General features: G+C 64.8%; 16 protein-coding genes. 9 read left to right on the top strand and 7 right to left on the bottom strand.

The window, feature by feature from the left end:
- Positions 1 to 29: 29 nt before the first annotated feature.
- From ACLKOZ_RS07685 to ACLKOZ_RS07660, 6 genes are all read left to right on the top strand, one after another.
- Entirely contained in the window at positions 30 to 863 is an 834-nt protein-coding gene (locus ACLKOZ_RS07685) for a helix-turn-helix transcriptional regulator (protein ID WP_436474036.1), read from the top strand.
- On the top strand, positions 863 to 2,326 hold the full coding sequence (sufB, locus tag ACLKOZ_RS07680; protein ID WP_337348331.1) for a Fe-S cluster assembly protein SufB: 1,464 nt from the start codon (positions 863 to 865) through the stop codon (positions 2,324 to 2,326). Before ACLKOZ_RS07685 ends, sufB begins: the two co-directional genes overlap by 1 nt.
- 2 nt (positions 2,327 to 2,328) lie before the next feature.
- Positions 2,329 to 3,615, top strand: a complete 1,287-nt coding sequence (gene sufD, locus ACLKOZ_RS07675; RefSeq protein WP_337348330.1) for a Fe-S cluster assembly protein SufD — start codon at positions 2,329 to 2,331, stop codon at positions 3,613 to 3,615.
- A gap of 21 nt (positions 3,616 to 3,636) precedes the next feature.
- On the top strand, positions 3,637 to 3,996 hold the full coding sequence (locus tag ACLKOZ_RS07670; protein WP_337348329.1) for a non-heme iron oxygenase ferredoxin subunit: 360 nt from the start codon (positions 3,637 to 3,639) through the stop codon (positions 3,994 to 3,996).
- A 115-nt stretch (positions 3,997 to 4,111) separates the two neighbouring features.
- The gene (sufC, locus tag ACLKOZ_RS07665; protein WP_337348328.1) at positions 4,112 to 4,903 is read left to right on the top strand and encodes a Fe-S cluster assembly ATPase SufC; all 792 of its coding nucleotides are present in this window, start codon (positions 4,112 to 4,114) and stop codon (positions 4,901 to 4,903) included.
- Between the two features lie 12 nt (positions 4,904 to 4,915).
- Positions 4,916 to 5,248 carry a metal-sulfur cluster assembly factor gene (locus ACLKOZ_RS07660; protein ID WP_337348327.1) on the top strand — a complete coding sequence of 111 codons (333 nt, stop codon included), beginning with the start codon at positions 4,916 to 4,918 and terminating at the stop codon, positions 5,246 to 5,248.
- Between the two features lie 142 nt (positions 5,249 to 5,390).
- On the opposite strand, the gene ypfJ is transcribed toward ACLKOZ_RS07660, so the two are convergent.
- Complete coding sequence (gene ypfJ, locus ACLKOZ_RS07655) at positions 5,391 to 6,269, bottom strand: KPN_02809 family neutral zinc metallopeptidase (protein WP_337351249.1); 879 nt, start codon at positions 6,267 to 6,269, stop codon at positions 5,391 to 5,393.
- Positions 6,270 to 6,319: 50 nt separating this feature from the next.
- Here ypfJ and ACLKOZ_RS07650 point away from each other — a divergent pair, with 50 nt between their 5' ends.
- Both ACLKOZ_RS07650 and ACLKOZ_RS07645 read left to right on the top strand, forming a co-directional pair.
- Positions 6,320 to 7,723, top strand: coding sequence for a class I adenylate-forming enzyme family protein (locus ACLKOZ_RS07650; RefSeq protein WP_436474032.1), 1,404 nt, complete (start codon positions 6,320 to 6,322; stop codon positions 7,721 to 7,723).
- A gap of 5 nt (positions 7,724 to 7,728) precedes the next feature.
- Positions 7,729 to 8,928: a thiolase family protein gene (locus ACLKOZ_RS07645; RefSeq protein ID WP_436474030.1), complete on the top strand. Its 1,200-nt coding sequence runs from the start codon at positions 7,729 to 7,731 to the stop codon at positions 8,926 to 8,928.
- A 26-nt stretch (positions 8,929 to 8,954) separates the two neighbouring features.
- On the opposite strand, the gene ACLKOZ_RS07640 is transcribed toward ACLKOZ_RS07645, so the two are convergent.
- The 3 genes from ACLKOZ_RS07640 to ACLKOZ_RS07630 are packed head-to-tail and all read right to left on the bottom strand — an operon-like array spanning position 8,955 to position 10,926.
- Positions 8,955 to 9,578, bottom strand: a complete 624-nt coding sequence (locus ACLKOZ_RS07640) for an energy-coupling factor transporter transmembrane component T family protein (protein ID WP_436474028.1) — start codon at positions 9,576 to 9,578, stop codon at positions 8,955 to 8,957.
- Complete coding sequence (locus ACLKOZ_RS07635; protein WP_436474026.1) at positions 9,575 to 10,291, bottom strand: energy-coupling factor ABC transporter ATP-binding protein; 717 nt, start codon at positions 10,289 to 10,291, stop codon at positions 9,575 to 9,577. The genes ACLKOZ_RS07640 and ACLKOZ_RS07635 overlap by 4 nt, the downstream gene beginning before the upstream one ends.
- Positions 10,292 to 10,296: 5 nt before the next feature.
- A complete protein-coding gene (locus ACLKOZ_RS07630; protein WP_436474024.1) occupies positions 10,297 to 10,926 on the bottom strand; it encodes a biotin transporter BioY in 630 nt (209 codons plus the stop codon).
- Positions 10,927 to 11,234: 308 nt separating this feature from the next.
- On the opposite strand from ACLKOZ_RS07630, the gene ACLKOZ_RS07625 reads away from it, so the two are divergent.
- Entirely contained in the window at positions 11,235 to 12,833 is a 1,599-nt protein-coding gene (locus tag ACLKOZ_RS07625; RefSeq protein ID WP_337348320.1) for an ABC-F family ATP-binding cassette domain-containing protein, read from the top strand.
- Positions 12,834 to 13,327: 494 nt separating this feature from the next.
- Here ACLKOZ_RS07625 and ACLKOZ_RS07620 read toward each other — a convergent pair whose 3' ends face one another.
- Genes ACLKOZ_RS07620 through ACLKOZ_RS07610 form a run of 3 tightly spaced genes read right to left on the bottom strand, consistent with a single transcriptional unit; the run spans position 13,328 to position 14,928 of the window.
- On the bottom strand, positions 13,328 to 14,221 hold the full coding sequence (locus ACLKOZ_RS07620; protein WP_436474021.1) for an SURF1 family cytochrome oxidase biogenesis protein: 894 nt from the start codon (positions 14,219 to 14,221) through the stop codon (positions 13,328 to 13,330).
- Positions 14,222 to 14,497 carry a hypothetical protein gene (locus ACLKOZ_RS07615; RefSeq protein ID WP_436474019.1) on the bottom strand — a complete coding sequence of 92 codons (276 nt, stop codon included), beginning with the start codon at positions 14,495 to 14,497 and terminating at the stop codon, positions 14,222 to 14,224.
- Complete coding sequence (locus ACLKOZ_RS07610; RefSeq protein ID WP_436474017.1) at positions 14,494 to 14,928, bottom strand: DUF3099 domain-containing protein; 435 nt, start codon at positions 14,926 to 14,928, stop codon at positions 14,494 to 14,496. The genes ACLKOZ_RS07615 and ACLKOZ_RS07610 overlap by 4 nt, the downstream gene beginning before the upstream one ends.
- Between the last annotated feature and the right edge of the window lie 128 nt (positions 14,929 to 15,056).

Raw genomic sequence — 15,056 nt, 5'->3', positions numbered from 1 at the left:
AATTACGACATGATTGTGTTGTGTATTCCATGACCAATGCTACTGCTGTGCCTTTTGGCGGGCATCGGGCGCCAAGTGCCCCCGCTGACCGCGGCCACGTCGCTGCCTTGCCGGTGGCGGACGCAGACGAGCGCACCCGCGACCGCGTCCTCAGCGCAGTCCTGGAACACGGCCCCGTCAGTGCAGCGGAACTTGGCGACCTCCTCGGCTTCACCCCGGCAGCCGTCCGCCGCCACCTGGACCATCTGTCCCGCAGCGGCGTCATTGAAGTCAAGCGCGTCGCGAAGGCGGGCTCCGGCGCCGGGCGTCCTGCGCGGCGCTATGTCCTGAGTTCCCAGGGGCAGTCATCGCTGGGCAACGACTACCTTGACATCGCCACGCTGGCGCTCAAGCAGCTCCAGGCGATGGCGGGTGAAGAAGCCGTCCGCCAATTCGCCGTCGAACGCTTTGCCGAAATGGAGCGTCGTTACACACCGGAGATCGAGCAGGCCGGACCGGACATCACTGCCCGAGCCCGGGTACTGGCCGAGGCGCTCAGCCGTGATGGCTTCGTAGCCTCCGCCGCCTCGATCGAGGCCAAAGCCCCGCTGCCGGCCGCCTTGTCCAGCGTCCAATTGTGCCAGGGCCATTGCCCGATCCAGCAACTCGCCGCTCAATTTCCGGTCTTCTGCGACGTGGAAACCGAAGTGTTCTCCCGGCTGGTAGGCGTTGACGTCCGCCGGCTCTCAACACTCGCGCGCGGCGGACATGTCTGCACAACCCACATACCCACAGGCCGGCTGGCTGCCGGGGGACCCAGTGTCCCGCAGACAGCCCCCGCCAGCCTGGATGAAGTAACCAACCATCAGCAAGAAAGGCCGTGATGACGGACCAACTATCAGAGAAAGCGGTAGCCGAAGACACTGTGATCTCGGAGATTCTGGAAAAGAATCCCGAGCTCCACGGCATCGGCACGTACGAGTACGGCTGGTCCGACAAGAACGATGTCGGCGCCAACGCCCGCCGCGGTATCAACGACGAAGTAGTCCGTGATATTTCGGACAAAAAGAGCGAACCGCAGTGGATGCTGGACCTTCGCCTCAAGGGCCTGAAGTACTTCGACCGCAAGCCCATGCCCACCTGGGGTGCAGACCTCTCCGGCATCGACTTCGACAACATCAAGTACTTCGTCCGCTCCACTGAGAAGCAGGCCGCCACATGGGAAGACCTGCCCGAGGACATCCGGAACACGTACGAGAAGCTGGGCATCCCGGAAGCTGAGCGCAGCCGTCTCGTCTCGGGTGTCGCCGCCCAGTACGAGTCCGAGGTGGTGTACCACCAGATCCGCGAGGACCTCGAAGCCCAGGGCGTCATCTTCCTGGACACCGATACCGCCCTGCGCGAGCACCCGGAGATCTTCCAGGAGTACTTCGGCACCGTCATTCCCGTGGGCGACAACAAGTTCGCCTCACTGAACACTGCCGTCTGGTCCGGTGGATCCTTCGTGTACGTCCCCAAGGGCGTCCACGTAGACATCCCCCTGCAGGCATACTTCCGCATCAACACCGAAAACATGGGCCAGTTTGAGCGGACCCTGATCATTGCCGACGAGGACTCCTACGTCCACTACATCGAAGGCTGCACCGCGCCGATTTACACTTCGGACTCGCTGCACTCCGCCGTGGTGGAGATCATCGTCAAGAAGGGCGCCCGCGTCCGCTACACCACTATCCAGAACTGGTCCACCAACGTGTACAACCTGGTGACCAAGCGTGCCATCTGCGAAGAAGGCGCCACGATGGAATGGGTTGACGGCAACATCGGCTCCAAGGTCACCATGAAGTACCCGGCCGTCTACCTGGTGGGCGAGCACGCCAAGGGCGAGACCCTGTCCATCGCCTTCGCCGGCGCCGGCCAGCACCAGGACACCGGATCCAAGATGGTGCACATCGCGCCGAACACCAAGAGCTCCATCATTTCCAAATCCGTGGCCCGCGGCGGCGGACGTGCTGCCTACCGCGGCCTGGTCCAGGTCCGTGAAGGCGCCAAGCACTCGGCCAATACCGTCCGCTGCGACGCGCTGCTGGTGGACACCATCAGCCGCTCGGATACCTACCCGTACATCGACATCCGCGAGGATGACGTGGTGATGGGCCATGAAGCAACTGTTTCCCGGGTCAGCGAAGAGCAGCTCTTTTACCTGATGTCCCGCGGCATGCGCGAAGACGAGGCCATGGCGATGATCGTCCGTGGCTTCATCGAGCCCATCGCCCGCGAACTCCCGATGGAGTACGCACTTGAGCTGAACCGCCTGATTGAACTGCAGATGGAAGGGTCCGTCGGATAACGATGACTGAAATCACTACTGAAAAGGCCCGCATCGGCGCGCCCTCATCCCAGCCGTTTATCGACGGTTTCACGGAAGAGGGCGAAAGCCTGTCTCCGATCAACGCGGCCGGCTCCAAGGCCCCGCTGGCCGGCGAAGCGGTCAAGAGCCACTCGCACGGCGGCGGAGTAGGCATCCCGGACAGCTCACGCGCCGGACGCCTGACTTCCTACAAGCTGGCGGACTTCAAGCCGCTCACCGGCCTGGAGGAAGACTGGCGGTTCACCCCGCTCAAGCGCCTGCGCGGCCTGCACAACGAGATCCTGTCAGGTGCAGCCCCCACCGTCACTGTCACCGGTCCGGACCGGGTGACGGTGGAAACCGTGGCCCGCGACGACAAGCGCATCGGCTCCGCCGGCATTCCGGAAGACCGGGTGTCCGCCAACGCCTGGGAGAACTTCAGCGAAGCCACGATTGTCACCATCCCGTCTGAATTTGAGGCGGACGCCGACATCAACGTCCTCATCACGGGCCAGGACACAGCAGCTGCTGCCCAGCACATCGTGATTGTGGCCGAGAAGTTCTCCAAGTCCTTGGTCATCCTGGACCACCAGGGCTCCGCCGTGGTGTCCGAGAACGTCGAAATTGTTGTCGAAGACGGCGCAAGCCTGACGGTCGTTACGCTCCAGGAATGGAACGACGACGCCGTGCACGCCTCCTCCCAGCAGGCGAAAATCGGCCGTGACGCCAAGTTCAAGCACGTGATGGTCAGCTTCGGCGGGGACCTGGTGCGCGTCACGCCGTCGGCCCGTTTCACCGCCCCGGGCGGGGAAGCCGAAATGTTCGGCCTTTACTTTGCCGACGCCGGCCAGCACCTTGAGCAGCGCCTCTTCGTTGACCACGCCGTGGCAAACTGCAAGTCCAACGTGCTGTACAAGGGCGCGCTGCAGGGCCGGAATGCCCACGCTGTCTGGGTGGGTGACGTCCTGATCCGCAAGGAAGCAGAAGGCACCGACACTTACGAGGCAAACCGCAACCTGCTCCTGACCGAGGGCGCACGGGCCGACTCGGTGCCGAACCTGGAAATCGAAACCGGACTGATCGAGGGTGCAGGCCACGCCAGCGCCACCGGCCGCCTGGACGACGAGCACCTGTTCTACCTGATGGCCCGCGGCATCCCCGAGGATGTTGCCCGCCGCCTGGTGGTCCGCGGCTTCCTGCACGAAATCATCCAGCAGATCAAGGTGCCGGCTCTCGAAGAGCGCCTCACCGACGCTGTTGAGCGCGAACTCGCGCTGACGGACAACTAAAGACGGCGCGGTACTACACAGATGACTGACCAGCCAAAGGGCGAGCTTGTCTGCAAGGTGGATGAAATCCAGCTCAAGCAGGCGCTGCGGATCCTGATCGACGACTACCCCGTAGCCATCGTCAAGGACTCCATGGGCGAAATCCACGCCATCGGGGACACCTGCTCGCACGCGGACATCTCACTGTCGGAGGGCGAAGTGGAAGGGTGCATGATCGAGTGCTGGGGCCACGGCTCCCAGTTCGACCTCCGCAGCGGCGAACCTCTGCAGCTGCCTGCCTACGATCCCGTCCCGGTGTTCGCCGTCGAGGTCCTTGGCGATGAGGTCTACGTGGACTTCACCAACGTCCTCAACGGAGCGGAAGCCCCGAACTTCAGCTAGCAGCATCAGCCGGACAAGATCCGCCGCCGGCAGTAATACGAAGCAACAGAATTAAAACTTCCAGACAAAGACCGCACCGCCGCCGGAGGGCACGGTGCAAAGGAGAACAAGACCTATGTCTACTCTTGAGATCAAGGACCTGCACGTCAGCATTGACACGGAGCAGGGCACCAAGGAGATCCTGAAGGGCGTCAGCCTGACCATCAAGACCGGCCAGACCCACGCCATCATGGGCCCCAACGGTTCCGGCAAATCCACCCTGGCATCCACCATCGCCGGGCACCCGCGCTACAACGTCACCAGTGGCTCGATCACCCTCGACGGCGAAGATGTCCTCGCTATGAGCGTCGACGAGCGCGCCCGTGCCGGTGTCTTCCTGGCCATGCAGTACCCCGTCGAGGTCCCGGGCGTCTCCATGACCAACTTCCTGCGGACCGCCAAGACCGCCATTGACGGCGAAGCGCCCAAGCTGCGCACCTGGACCAAGGAAGTCAAGGACGCCATGGAGAAGCTGCGCATCGACGCTGACTTCGCCCAGCGCAACGTCAACGAAGGCTTCTCCGGCGGCGAGAAGAAGCGCGTGGAGATCCTTCAGCTCGAACTCTTCAAGCCGAAGTTCGCCATCCTGGACGAAACCGACTCCGGGCTGGACGTCGACGCCCTGAAGGTTGTCTCCGAGGGCGTCAACCGCGCTCACGCCGAGGGCAACATGGGCACGCTGCTCATCACGCACTACACGCGTATCCTGCGCTACATCAAGCCTGACTTCGTTCACGTGTTCGTTGACGGCCAGGTTGTCGAAGAGGGCGGCCCGGAACTGGCCGACCGCCTCGAAGAAGAAGGCTACGACCGCTACGCCAAGGGCGCCGGCGCAGCCACCATCGCCGCCGCAGCCGCACAGGCCTAGTAAGGACCAGCCATGACCGAAACCAATACGGCCCGTACGGGTCTTGAGGATGTCGAAGAGGCACTCAAGGACGTCATCGACCCCGAGCTCGGCGTGAACATCGTCGACCTCGGGCTGCTGTACGGCCTGAAGTACTCCGATGACGACGGCGCGCTGCTGATCGACATGACGCTCACCACCGCCGCCTGCCCGCTCACCGATGTCATCGAGGAGCAGGTTGGCAAGGCACTGGACGGCATCGTTGATGACTGGCGCCTGAACTGGGTCTGGATGCCGCCATGGGGGCCGGAACGGATCACTGACGACGGCAAGGACCAGATGCGGGCCCTCGGCTTCAACATCTAGATCCCCACCGCCATAGAGTACGACGACGGCCGGTTACCTTCATCACGAAGGTAACCGGCCGTCGTCGTTAGTCCATCGAGTGCTCCGTAAGCGCCTTTTTGAGCACCCAAAACGGCGGTTACGGAGCAGCCGATGGATAGGGTCAGAGGCTGGGTGCCGAGAACGTGTCGCACTGGTTGATGTCGCCGGTCTGGTAGCCCTGGTAGAACCACCGTTGCCGCTGTTCGCTGGAACCGTGCGTCCACGCTTCCGGAGATACTTGGCCAGTGGCAGCCTCCTGGATCCGGTCATCGCCCACGGCCGAAGCCGCTGACAGGGCGTCATTCAGGTCCTGCTGGGTGATCGGTTCAAGGAAAGGCTGGCCGTCGGGGCCGGGTTGGGTTGAGGCGTGTTTGACCCAAAGGCCTGCATAGCAGTCGGCTTGGAGCTCCACGCGGACGGCCCCCGATTCAGGGCCCTGAGGATCCTGCTGCGCGCGTTCAAGGTATCCCAGGACATTCTGGATGTGGTGTCCGAATTCGTGTGCCACCACATACTCCTGGGCCAGGGGTCCACCCGAGGAGCCGAAGCGGTCCACGAGGTCCTGGAAGAAGCCTGGATCGAAGTAGGCGGTGGTGTCCGTGGGGCAGTAAAAGGGTCCCACCGCGCTGGAGGCCGTACCGCAGCCGGTGCTGACGGCGTCGTCGAAGATAACCGTCTCAGGCTGGGGATACTGCACACTGTATTCCTGGAGGTACGCCGGCCAGAACGCATTGAGGCTGTTGACAGTGCCCGTGATACGGCAGTCGAGGCGGGCATCGGCATCGGCGCCCGTCTCGCAGGCGGGCGCTGTGCCCTGGCTTTGAGGCTCCTGCGCCCCGCCTGCCAGTCCTTCGAGCAGTTGGGGGTTAACGCCCAGGAGGGCGGCAATAAGCAGGATCAGCCCACCCCCGATTCCACCGCCAATAAGGCCGCCGCGGCCTCTGCCACGGCGGTCCTGCACCTGGGAAGGATCCAGCTGGACGTTGTCATTGAAGCTCATAGAGTCACAATAGACCCAGCAGGCAGTGGCCGGCCGGTAAAGTTGGGCTGATGCCTTTTCTTGATCGAATCCAGCGTTGGGCCGCGGACCGCCCCCTCGACACCGCCGTCGTAGTGGCTGGCCGGCGCCTGACGTGGGGTGCCCTCCGCGACGCCGCGGCCACTGAAGTGTCCGGCTCCAAAGCGGTCACTGTCCTGGCGGAGGCAAACTCCGTTGACTTCGCTGTCCGGTTCGCCGCGGCCGTGGCCGGGGAACGGCAGTGCGCCGTCCTGGACCCGGCGTGGCCGGAACAGTTGCAGCAGGAGATCCGTGGCCGGCTGGACGGCTCAGCCCGGCCAGGGAGCGTGGCCCCGGACGACGCCTTGGCCGACGGGCCACCCGAAACCACGTTCCTGATTGGACTGACTTCCGGCACCACGTCAGTGCCCAAGGCCTTCACCCGGTCCAGGCAGTCCTGGCGGAAGTCCTTCGACGCGTCCATTGAATTCTTTGGCCTCAGGCAGGACGACGTTACCCTTGCCCCCGGCCCCCTCGCGGCAAGCCTGAACCTCTATGCCTTGGCGGAGTGCCTTTATGCGGGCTCAGAATTCCAAACGCTGGAGAACTTCGATGTCGGTGACGTCCACGCGGCCATCACGCACGACGGCGTGACGCGCCTGGTCCTGGTGCCCACCATGCTGCGGCTGCTCAGTGAGCGCGGCCTCACCGGCTGCGTGGACGCGGCAGGAGTGCGGACCATCATCTGCGCCGGCTCAAAACTCGATGCGCGCACCCTTGAAGCGGCACGCCGGTGGGCGCCCAACGCCACCATCTTCGAGTACTACGGGGCCTCCGAACTGAGTTTCGTCTCGGGTGCCGGCCTGCCCGCCGGAGAACTCGACGCCGGCGGCACCGGAATCGGGCACGCGTTTCCAGGGGTGGAGGTCCGGATCCTGGACGACGACGGATTCCCGCTGCCCGATGGTGAAGCCGGTAACATCTGCGTCCGCAGCGGGCTGGTGAGCAACGGCTATCTGTGGGGCGACGACGGCCAGGCCCTCCGGTCCTTCGGCGACTGGTTCACCGTGGGGGACCAGGGCTACCTGGCCGGCGAGGAGCTCCACATCCTTGGCCGTCGCGCTGACATGATCCTCACGTCCGGGAAGAACGTCTATCCGCATGAGGTTGAATTGGCATTGGCGTCCGTTCCCGGTGTCGCGGCGGCCATGGCTGCCGGAATGCCCGATGACCTCCGCGGCCAACGCGTCGTGGCGGGCGTGGTCCCGGCCCACGGCGGAATCACCGCCACCCAGCTCAAAGCCGGCCTGGAGAATGTCCTGGCGCGCGACAAACGGCCCCTGCAGTACTTCGCCCTGTCCGAACTGCCCACCACCGACCGCGGCAAGGTGAGCCGGAACATGCTCCTTGAGTGGATCACGTCCCATGACCAAAGGGTCCGCCACCTTGGGCAGTGAGACTCGTGAACGCTGACACTGTGGCGCCTGAACTGCTGCCTCCCGACCGGCAACCCGTGATCATCGCCGCCCGGCGGACGCCGGTGTGCCGGGCGAACGGGGCGGTGAAGGACCTCCGGGCGCACCAGTTGCTGGCCCCCGTCCTGGCGCAGCTCATTGCTGAATGCGGGGTGTCTCCGGAAGACGTGGCAGATGTGGTGGTTGGCAACGCCGTGGGCGGAGGCGGCAACGTGGCCCGCCTGGCCCTGCTCGAGGCCGGGCTACCGGTCACGGTGCCGGGCCTGACCGTGGACCGGCAGTGCGGGTCCGGCCTGGACGCCATTGTGCTGGCCGCCAGGCTGGTGGCTTCCGGGGGGAACCCTGTGTATCTCGCCGGGGGAGTGGAGAGCATCAGCACCGCGCCGCTGCGCGCATACCGGGATGACGACGGCGAACCGGACTTTTTCTCCCGGGCCCAGTTTGTGCCGCTGAGCTTCGGCGACCCGGACATGGGGGTGGCGGCCGAAAATGTTGCCGCGCGCTTCGCCGTCGGCCGGGACCGGCAGGACGCCTTTGCGTTGGCCAGCCACGAGCGCGCCGTCTCAGCGGCCCGGGCCGGGCGCTTCGACGGCGAGATCACGCCGCTGGAAACAGCGGGCGGAACCGTCAACAGGGACGACGGGCCACGTCCCGGACTCAATGCAGCTGTTTTGAAGCGATTCCCGGCGGCTTTTGTTGACGGAGGAACAGTCACCGCAGGAAACTCATGCTTTGACGCCGACGCCGCCTCCGCCGTCGTCATCACTTCCCTGCAACGCGCCCGTGGACTGGGCGTGACGGACGGACTCCTGGTGCTGGCCACGGACACTGCCGGGGTGGACCCCGAACTGCTGGGGATCGGCGCGGCGGTGGCTGGCGAAAGGCTCCTGGCCACCCAGCGCCTTACAGCCGCCAGTGTGGGGCTCGTGGAATTCAACGAGGCGTTCGCCGCCCAGGCTCTCGCCTGCCTGGATCATCTGGGCATTGACCCGAACCGGGCAAATGCCGACGGCGGCGCCCTGGCTTTGGGCCACGCCTACGGTGCGTCCGGAGCTGTCCTGGTGACACGCCTGCTGGCACAGGCCCGTTCCACCGGCGAGCCCGGCCTGCTGGCGCTGGCGCTTATCAGTATCGCCGGCGGGATGGGGACAGCCGCGCTGCTGCGGTACGAGAAAATCACTGCCTGAAGCAGCCGAACCGGCCCGGCGGGCTGTCAGTCGTCAGCCTCGCCGAGGCCGCGGGCGGCCAGCGCCTCACCAGTCTGCCGTGCAAAGGCCACGGTGGTAATGAAAACGGGCAGCACCAGCGCCCTCGGGTTCCGCTCCAGGCCCCGTGCCCGGGCGGAATCCCGAACGTCCGCAAACGCGCCCGCAATGTACGGGATACTCCGCAACATCACTGCGATGGTCAGCGCGAAGCGTTCCGGGTCGGCACCGAAACGCCGAAACGGCGTGGCCAATGACACCACGCCGTCCAGCAGGCGCTGCATGGGCGTGGTCGCCGTCAGCAGCGATGCCGCCACTACGCACACCAGGATGTTCAGGACGATCCGGGCGGCTGTGGGCCCGCCGAGCTGCCACCACTGAAACAGCCCGATCACGGGCAGGACAAGCAGCAACGGTCGGATGGCACCGAGCAGCCTGCGCGCACCGGCCCCGGTGAGCAAGTACAGCATGCTCATCGCGGCAAGGACCGCAGCGGACACGAGCCAGTCAATAATGAGGAAGGAGGCCAAACCGCAGCCGAACACCAGCAGGAACTTCAGGACCAGCGGGCAGCGGTGGACGACCGAATCTCCTGGCACGTAGTTCGCCAGCAGGAACCCGTGTCCCCTCACGGCGCGGCCAGGCCTTCGGCGCAGAGGGCGCGGTACCTGTCCACGGCTTGGGCGGGCGCCCCGTCGAACACCACGTGTCCGGCCTCAATCACCAGCACGCGGTCCATGTCCAGGGCCAGCTCAAGATCGTGCGTGGACATCAGGATCTGCTGATCCAGGCCGTTCAGCGTCCGGCGGAGGAGTTCGCGGTTCCGCAGGTCCAGCAGGGTGGAGGGCTCATCGAGCACCAGCACCGAGGGGTTCACGGCCAGGACAGCGGCGAGCGCCATCAACTGGCGTTCCCCGCCCGAGAGTTCATAAATGCTCTGGTCAGCCAGTCCCAGCAGCCCGAACCGTTTTAGCGCTGCCTCCGCGAGGCGCCGCCGCTCCGCTCCATTCCGGACCGAACGGCGGAGCGACAGTTCCACATCTTCTCGTCCCGTGGGCATCACCAATTGGGACAGGGGATCTGTGAAGACGAACCCGACATTCCGCCGGACTGCCCGTACGGCGCGGACAGTATCGTCGCCATCCACCGCCACCGTGCCGGAGCTGGGCTGGACCAGGCCGTTGACCAGGCGCAGCAGGGTCGATTTACCGGACCCGTTGGCTCCGATCACGCCGATGCGCCGTTCTGCCAGCTCCAGGGTGACGCCGTGGAGCAGGGTCTTGGGCTCCGGCTGGCTATCGACAGCTACTGCCACGCAGGCCTGCCGGAAGGAAATAGTGGACATGGGATTTAGCGGTTGGTCCGCTTCACGCGGCGGACCAGTACGTCAGGGAACGCGCGGTGGAGGGCGACTGCAATCACGGCGGCGAGGATGTTCTTGATGATGTCTCCGGGGTAGAAGATCAGGTCCGCCATAAAGGCCTGTCCCAAGCCGGTCTTGGTGTTGATCACGATGCCGGCGATCCCCAGGGAATGCACCACCAGGACGCTGGTCACCGTGGCCGCCAGGAAGAACCACAGTGCCCGGGCGCGGATGGTACGCCGGATGACCACAGTGGCCAGCCAACCGACCAGTGCCGCGGCAATGGGGAAGGCGATAATGTAGCCGGCTGACGGTCCGGCCAGAATGCCCAGGCCGCTGCGTCCCTGGCTGAAAATCGGCAGCCCGGCCAGCCCCAGGAGCGTGTAAAGGCCGACGGCGGCGAAGCCACGTGCTGGGCCCAGCATCAGGCCGGTGAGCATCACCGCGAGGGTCTGGAAAGTGATAGGGATGCCGAAGACGTTCGCCGCGATGCCGGGAACCAACGCGGAACCCGCTACCAGCGCGGCGAAGACGGCGATCAGGCCAAGGTCGGTGGCGTTCCAGCGGCGTCGGACGGGAGAAGAGGTGCCTTCGACGGCGGTGTCAGTCTGGCTCATGGGAATCCTGTCGGGGTTGTACAAGCAAAGCAGGGGATGTTCCTGACGTTACCGTCCGCCGTCGGACTCTATTTTGTAGGGGATCCACTAAACAAGATGCCCTGATGTGATGGCAGGGCACAAAGGCCCGTGTGGCGCGCACCAGGGCTGCCGCGTACGGCCAGACTTTCGGGCCAATCGCCGCGGTTATGCAGTGAAGCTGCGGCCGGTAGACTTGTATAGGCCGTTCTCCGGCCTCTCTGCCCGGTTCCTTCCAGACTTCATCCGTTGGGCTGCGGCGTTCCCTGTTGTGAAAGGCCTTACCTGCTGTGATTACTGTCCAGGATCTTGAACTGCGCGCCGGCGCCCGGCTCCTTATGGACCAGGTGAGCTTCCGCATCGACAAGGGAGACAAAATCGGCCTCGTGGGCCGGAACGGTGCAGGCAAGACCACCCTCACACGTGTCCTTGCCGGCGAAGGGCTTCCCGCGGCGGGCAAGGTGACCCGCACCGGCGAAATAGGCTACCTGCCCCAGGACCCGCGCACCCCGGACATGGAGCAGCTCGCCCGCGACCGGATCCTGTCCGTCCGTGGCCTGGACATCGCCGTAGGCAAGCTCCGCGTCGCCCACGAAGAGATGGCCAGCGAGGACGCCACCATCCAGCGCAAGGCAATGAACCGCTATGACCGGCTCGAATCCGAGTTCCTGGCCGCCGGCGGCTACGCTGCCGAAGCCGAGGCCGCTGCTATCTGCTCCAACCTGGCCCTCCCGGACCGCCTGCTTAACCAGCCACTTAAGACACTCTCCGGTGGCCAGCGCCGCCGTGTGGAGCTGGCCCGCATCCTCTACTCGGATGCCGAGACCATGCTCCTCGATGAGCCCACAAACCACCTCGATGCCGATTCCATCGCCTGGCTGCGTGACTTCCTCAAGAACCACCAGGGCGGCCTGATCGTGATCAGCCACGACACGGAGCTGCTTGAAGCCACCGTTAACAAGGTGTTCCTGCTTGACGCCAACCGCGCCCAGATCGACTTCTACAACATGGACTGGAAGCGCTACCTCACCCAGCGCGAAACAGACGAACGCGCCCGCAAGCGCGAACGCGCCAACGCCGAAAAGAAGGCCCAGGTCCTTTTCGACCAGGCCAACAAGATGAGGGCCAAGGCCACCAAGGCTGTTGCCGCGCAGAACATGGCCAAGCGTGCCGAACGCCTGCTCAGCGGACTGGAGGCCGTGCGCGAGAACGACCGCGTGGCAGCCCTCCGATTCCCCGACCCTTCGCCCTGCGGCAGGACCCCGCTGACCGCCGAGGGCCTCAGCAAGTCCTACGGTTCGCTGGAAATCTTCACGGACGTCGACCTCGCCATCGACCGCGGCTCCAAGGTGGTCATCCTTGGCCTCAACGGCGCCGGCAAGACCACCCTCCTGCGGATGCTCGCCGGCGTGGACAAGCCGGATACCGGCGACGTCATTGCCGGGCACGGCCTGAAGGTGGGCTATTACGCCCAGGAACACGAAACGCTCGACGTCGACCGCACTGTCCTCGAGAACATGCGCTCCTCTGCGCCAGACATGAAGGACGCCGAGGTCCGCGGCATCCTCGGCTCATTCCTGTTCTCCGGCGACGACGTCGACAAGCCTGCCGGCGTGCTCTCCGGCGGCGAGAAGACCCGGCTGGCTCTGGCCACCATCGTTGCCTCCAGCGCCAACGTACTCCTCCTGGACGAGCCCACCAACAACCTGGACCCCGCCAGCCGCGCCGAAATCCTCGGCGCCCTGCGGAACTACTCCGGCGCCGTTGTCCTGGTGAGCCACGACGAAGGGGCAGTCGAGGCACTGAATCCGGAGCGGGTTGTGCTGTTGCCTGATGGTATTGAGGATCACTGGAACGAAGACTACTTGGACCTGATTACGCTGGCTTAATCTTGTTGGCCTTGCTGGCGTTCGCTGCGCGACGCCGGTGATTTCCCGCGTGCTGGCTCGTTCCTCGCCTCTGACGCACGCTACATAAATCACCAACGCCGCTCCGCTTGGGGGCCTGTCACGTTGCGTCAGCGTGCGGTCAGTTCCCGTGCCTGTGTGATCCGTTGCAGGTCGTTGTAGGTGATGCCGAACATTGACTTGTGGTCTCCTGGGGCTACCCCTGGCCGGTGTTCCAGGACGAAGTGCGGGGTGGCTCGGCGGATCTTTCCTGCTCCCAACCCTCCGCGACCGGAAGCCGAACTACCTGTGAGCGCCGAGCCCGGCGTCGTGCTTTCACCTCCGGCGCCTTAGGCACTAGCGGAGGAGCGTGGGTGATTTATGTAGCGTGCGTCAAAGGCGAGGAACGAGCCAGCACGCGGGAAATCACTCGCGTTCCGAAGCGGACGCACACACCCGAATGCCACCCGAGCGGCGACTTCCACCATGCTCATCGGTCAGTAGCCTTGGGCGTCGAGGAGGGCGTCTTCCTCTTCCTCTGCGGTTGGGCGCTTCCGTTTGCGTGGGACGGGCGGACGACGGCGGGCTGCCGCGGCGGCCGAGTGCACCGGGCTTCCGGAGTCGCGGCTTACGTCCTCACGTTCAGCTTCGTCCTCGGCGTCGATCGCCGCGTTCCGCGCCTGCTGCCGGGCAGCGTAGCCGAAGCCCACAAACATCAGCACCCCGAAGGCAAACCACTGCAGGGAGTAGGACAAGTGCGTGCCTTCCTCCGTGGAGGGCATAGGGAATGGGAAAGGCATCTCTGCCGGCGCCGGAGTCTCAGACGCGAGCTGGCCGTAGGCTCCCGTGAGCAGGGGGTAACCGAGTTCCTCGGCGTAGGCAGGCAGGTCAATGGACGCCAGCTGGCCATCCGGGGCGCTGCGCTGGAGCGTCGGCTCGCCAGCCTTGAGGCGGACGACGGCGGTCACCTCACCTGTGGGTGGCGCCGGGATGGAGTCCGGGCGGCCAGGGTTGTTGTTTCCGATGGGCAGCCAGCCGCGGTCGATCACCACGGTTTCACCGGACTCCAGCTTGAAAGGCACCACCACTTCGTACCCGGGCTGTCCGTTCAAGGGCCTGTTGCGGACAATCCGCTGGCCTGGGGCGTCGTATTGGCCCTTCAGCTCAACCTGGGTCCATTCCTTCTCAGGCTCCAGCCGGCTGAACTCATCCCTGACCGCGGTGAAGGGGACCGGCGTGGCCGAGTAATTGGAGACCACCCTGTTGATTTCGGCGAGCGTTTCAGCCCGCCGGTCCATCTGCCAGCGGCCCAGGAAAATACAGGCCGTGGCGAAGATTGCGGCAAGCAGGAGGTAGCCCAGCCACTTACTGGAAAAGAGGAAGCGGTACATTCAGCCTTCCTGCCCCCGCGGCGCGGAGCCCGTCCCGGCGTCCGTTCCCAGCGGCACGGTTTCCTTCCACAGTCCGCGGGTCTGGAGGTAGTCCTCCAGCCACTCGCGGTGTTCGCCGCAGGCGAGCCAGATCTTCCGGCGCTCTGGGGTGTGGATTTTCGGGTTGTTCCAGAGAAGCTGCCATGAAGCCTCGGAGCGGCAGGCCTTCCGGGAGCACATGGCAACGGCGGCCGGAGGGGGACCGGGAGTCCCCGCAGCCAAGTCAAAAATGTTCATGAAGCGCGCCGTTCCTCGCCGTGGTTTGGTTCGTCGTCATCATCAATGAGTTCGCCTTGCAGGATGTCGCTGTCCGGTCCGGCTTCAGCTGCTGGCCAGCTGGGCCCTTCCAGTTCGGCGAGGGGCGCGGAGTCGAGCAACGAGTCGCTGTGGATCTCCGCTTTGTCGCTTCCGTTGGCGATGACAACCGCGATCCAGGGCAGGAAAACGGCGCCCGCCACCATCACGAGCTTGAACCAGCCGTCCACCACAAAAATGAGGATGAGGCAGACCATGCGGATTCCCATGGCAAGCGCGTACTTAATCATCCGCTGGCGCATGTCCTCGGAGTGGGCTGACGCAGCGTCCGTGATGCTATGGACTCCGGAATCGCCGGAGAACCGCTCAGGGTCTCCGGGCACGGGCTGTCCAGCATGGTTTTCAAGGGTCACGGTTGATTAATCACGCTCCAAAGGCTTGCCTCAATTCTCTCACCATCGGCAGTGGCGCCCAAACGCGGGCTAAGATCGGAGGCAGCAAAATCACGCCCCTTCCTACCGCGGCCCCGCGTGCCGCAGAA

The organism is Arthrobacter sp. R4 (assembly GCF_051365025.1).
In the GTDB taxonomy this organism is placed as follows: Bacteria; Actinomycetota; Actinomycetes; order Actinomycetales; family Micrococcaceae; genus Arthrobacter.
Note: the sequence above shows the minus strand (reverse complement) of the source record. Positions and strands in the feature narration are given on the sequence as shown.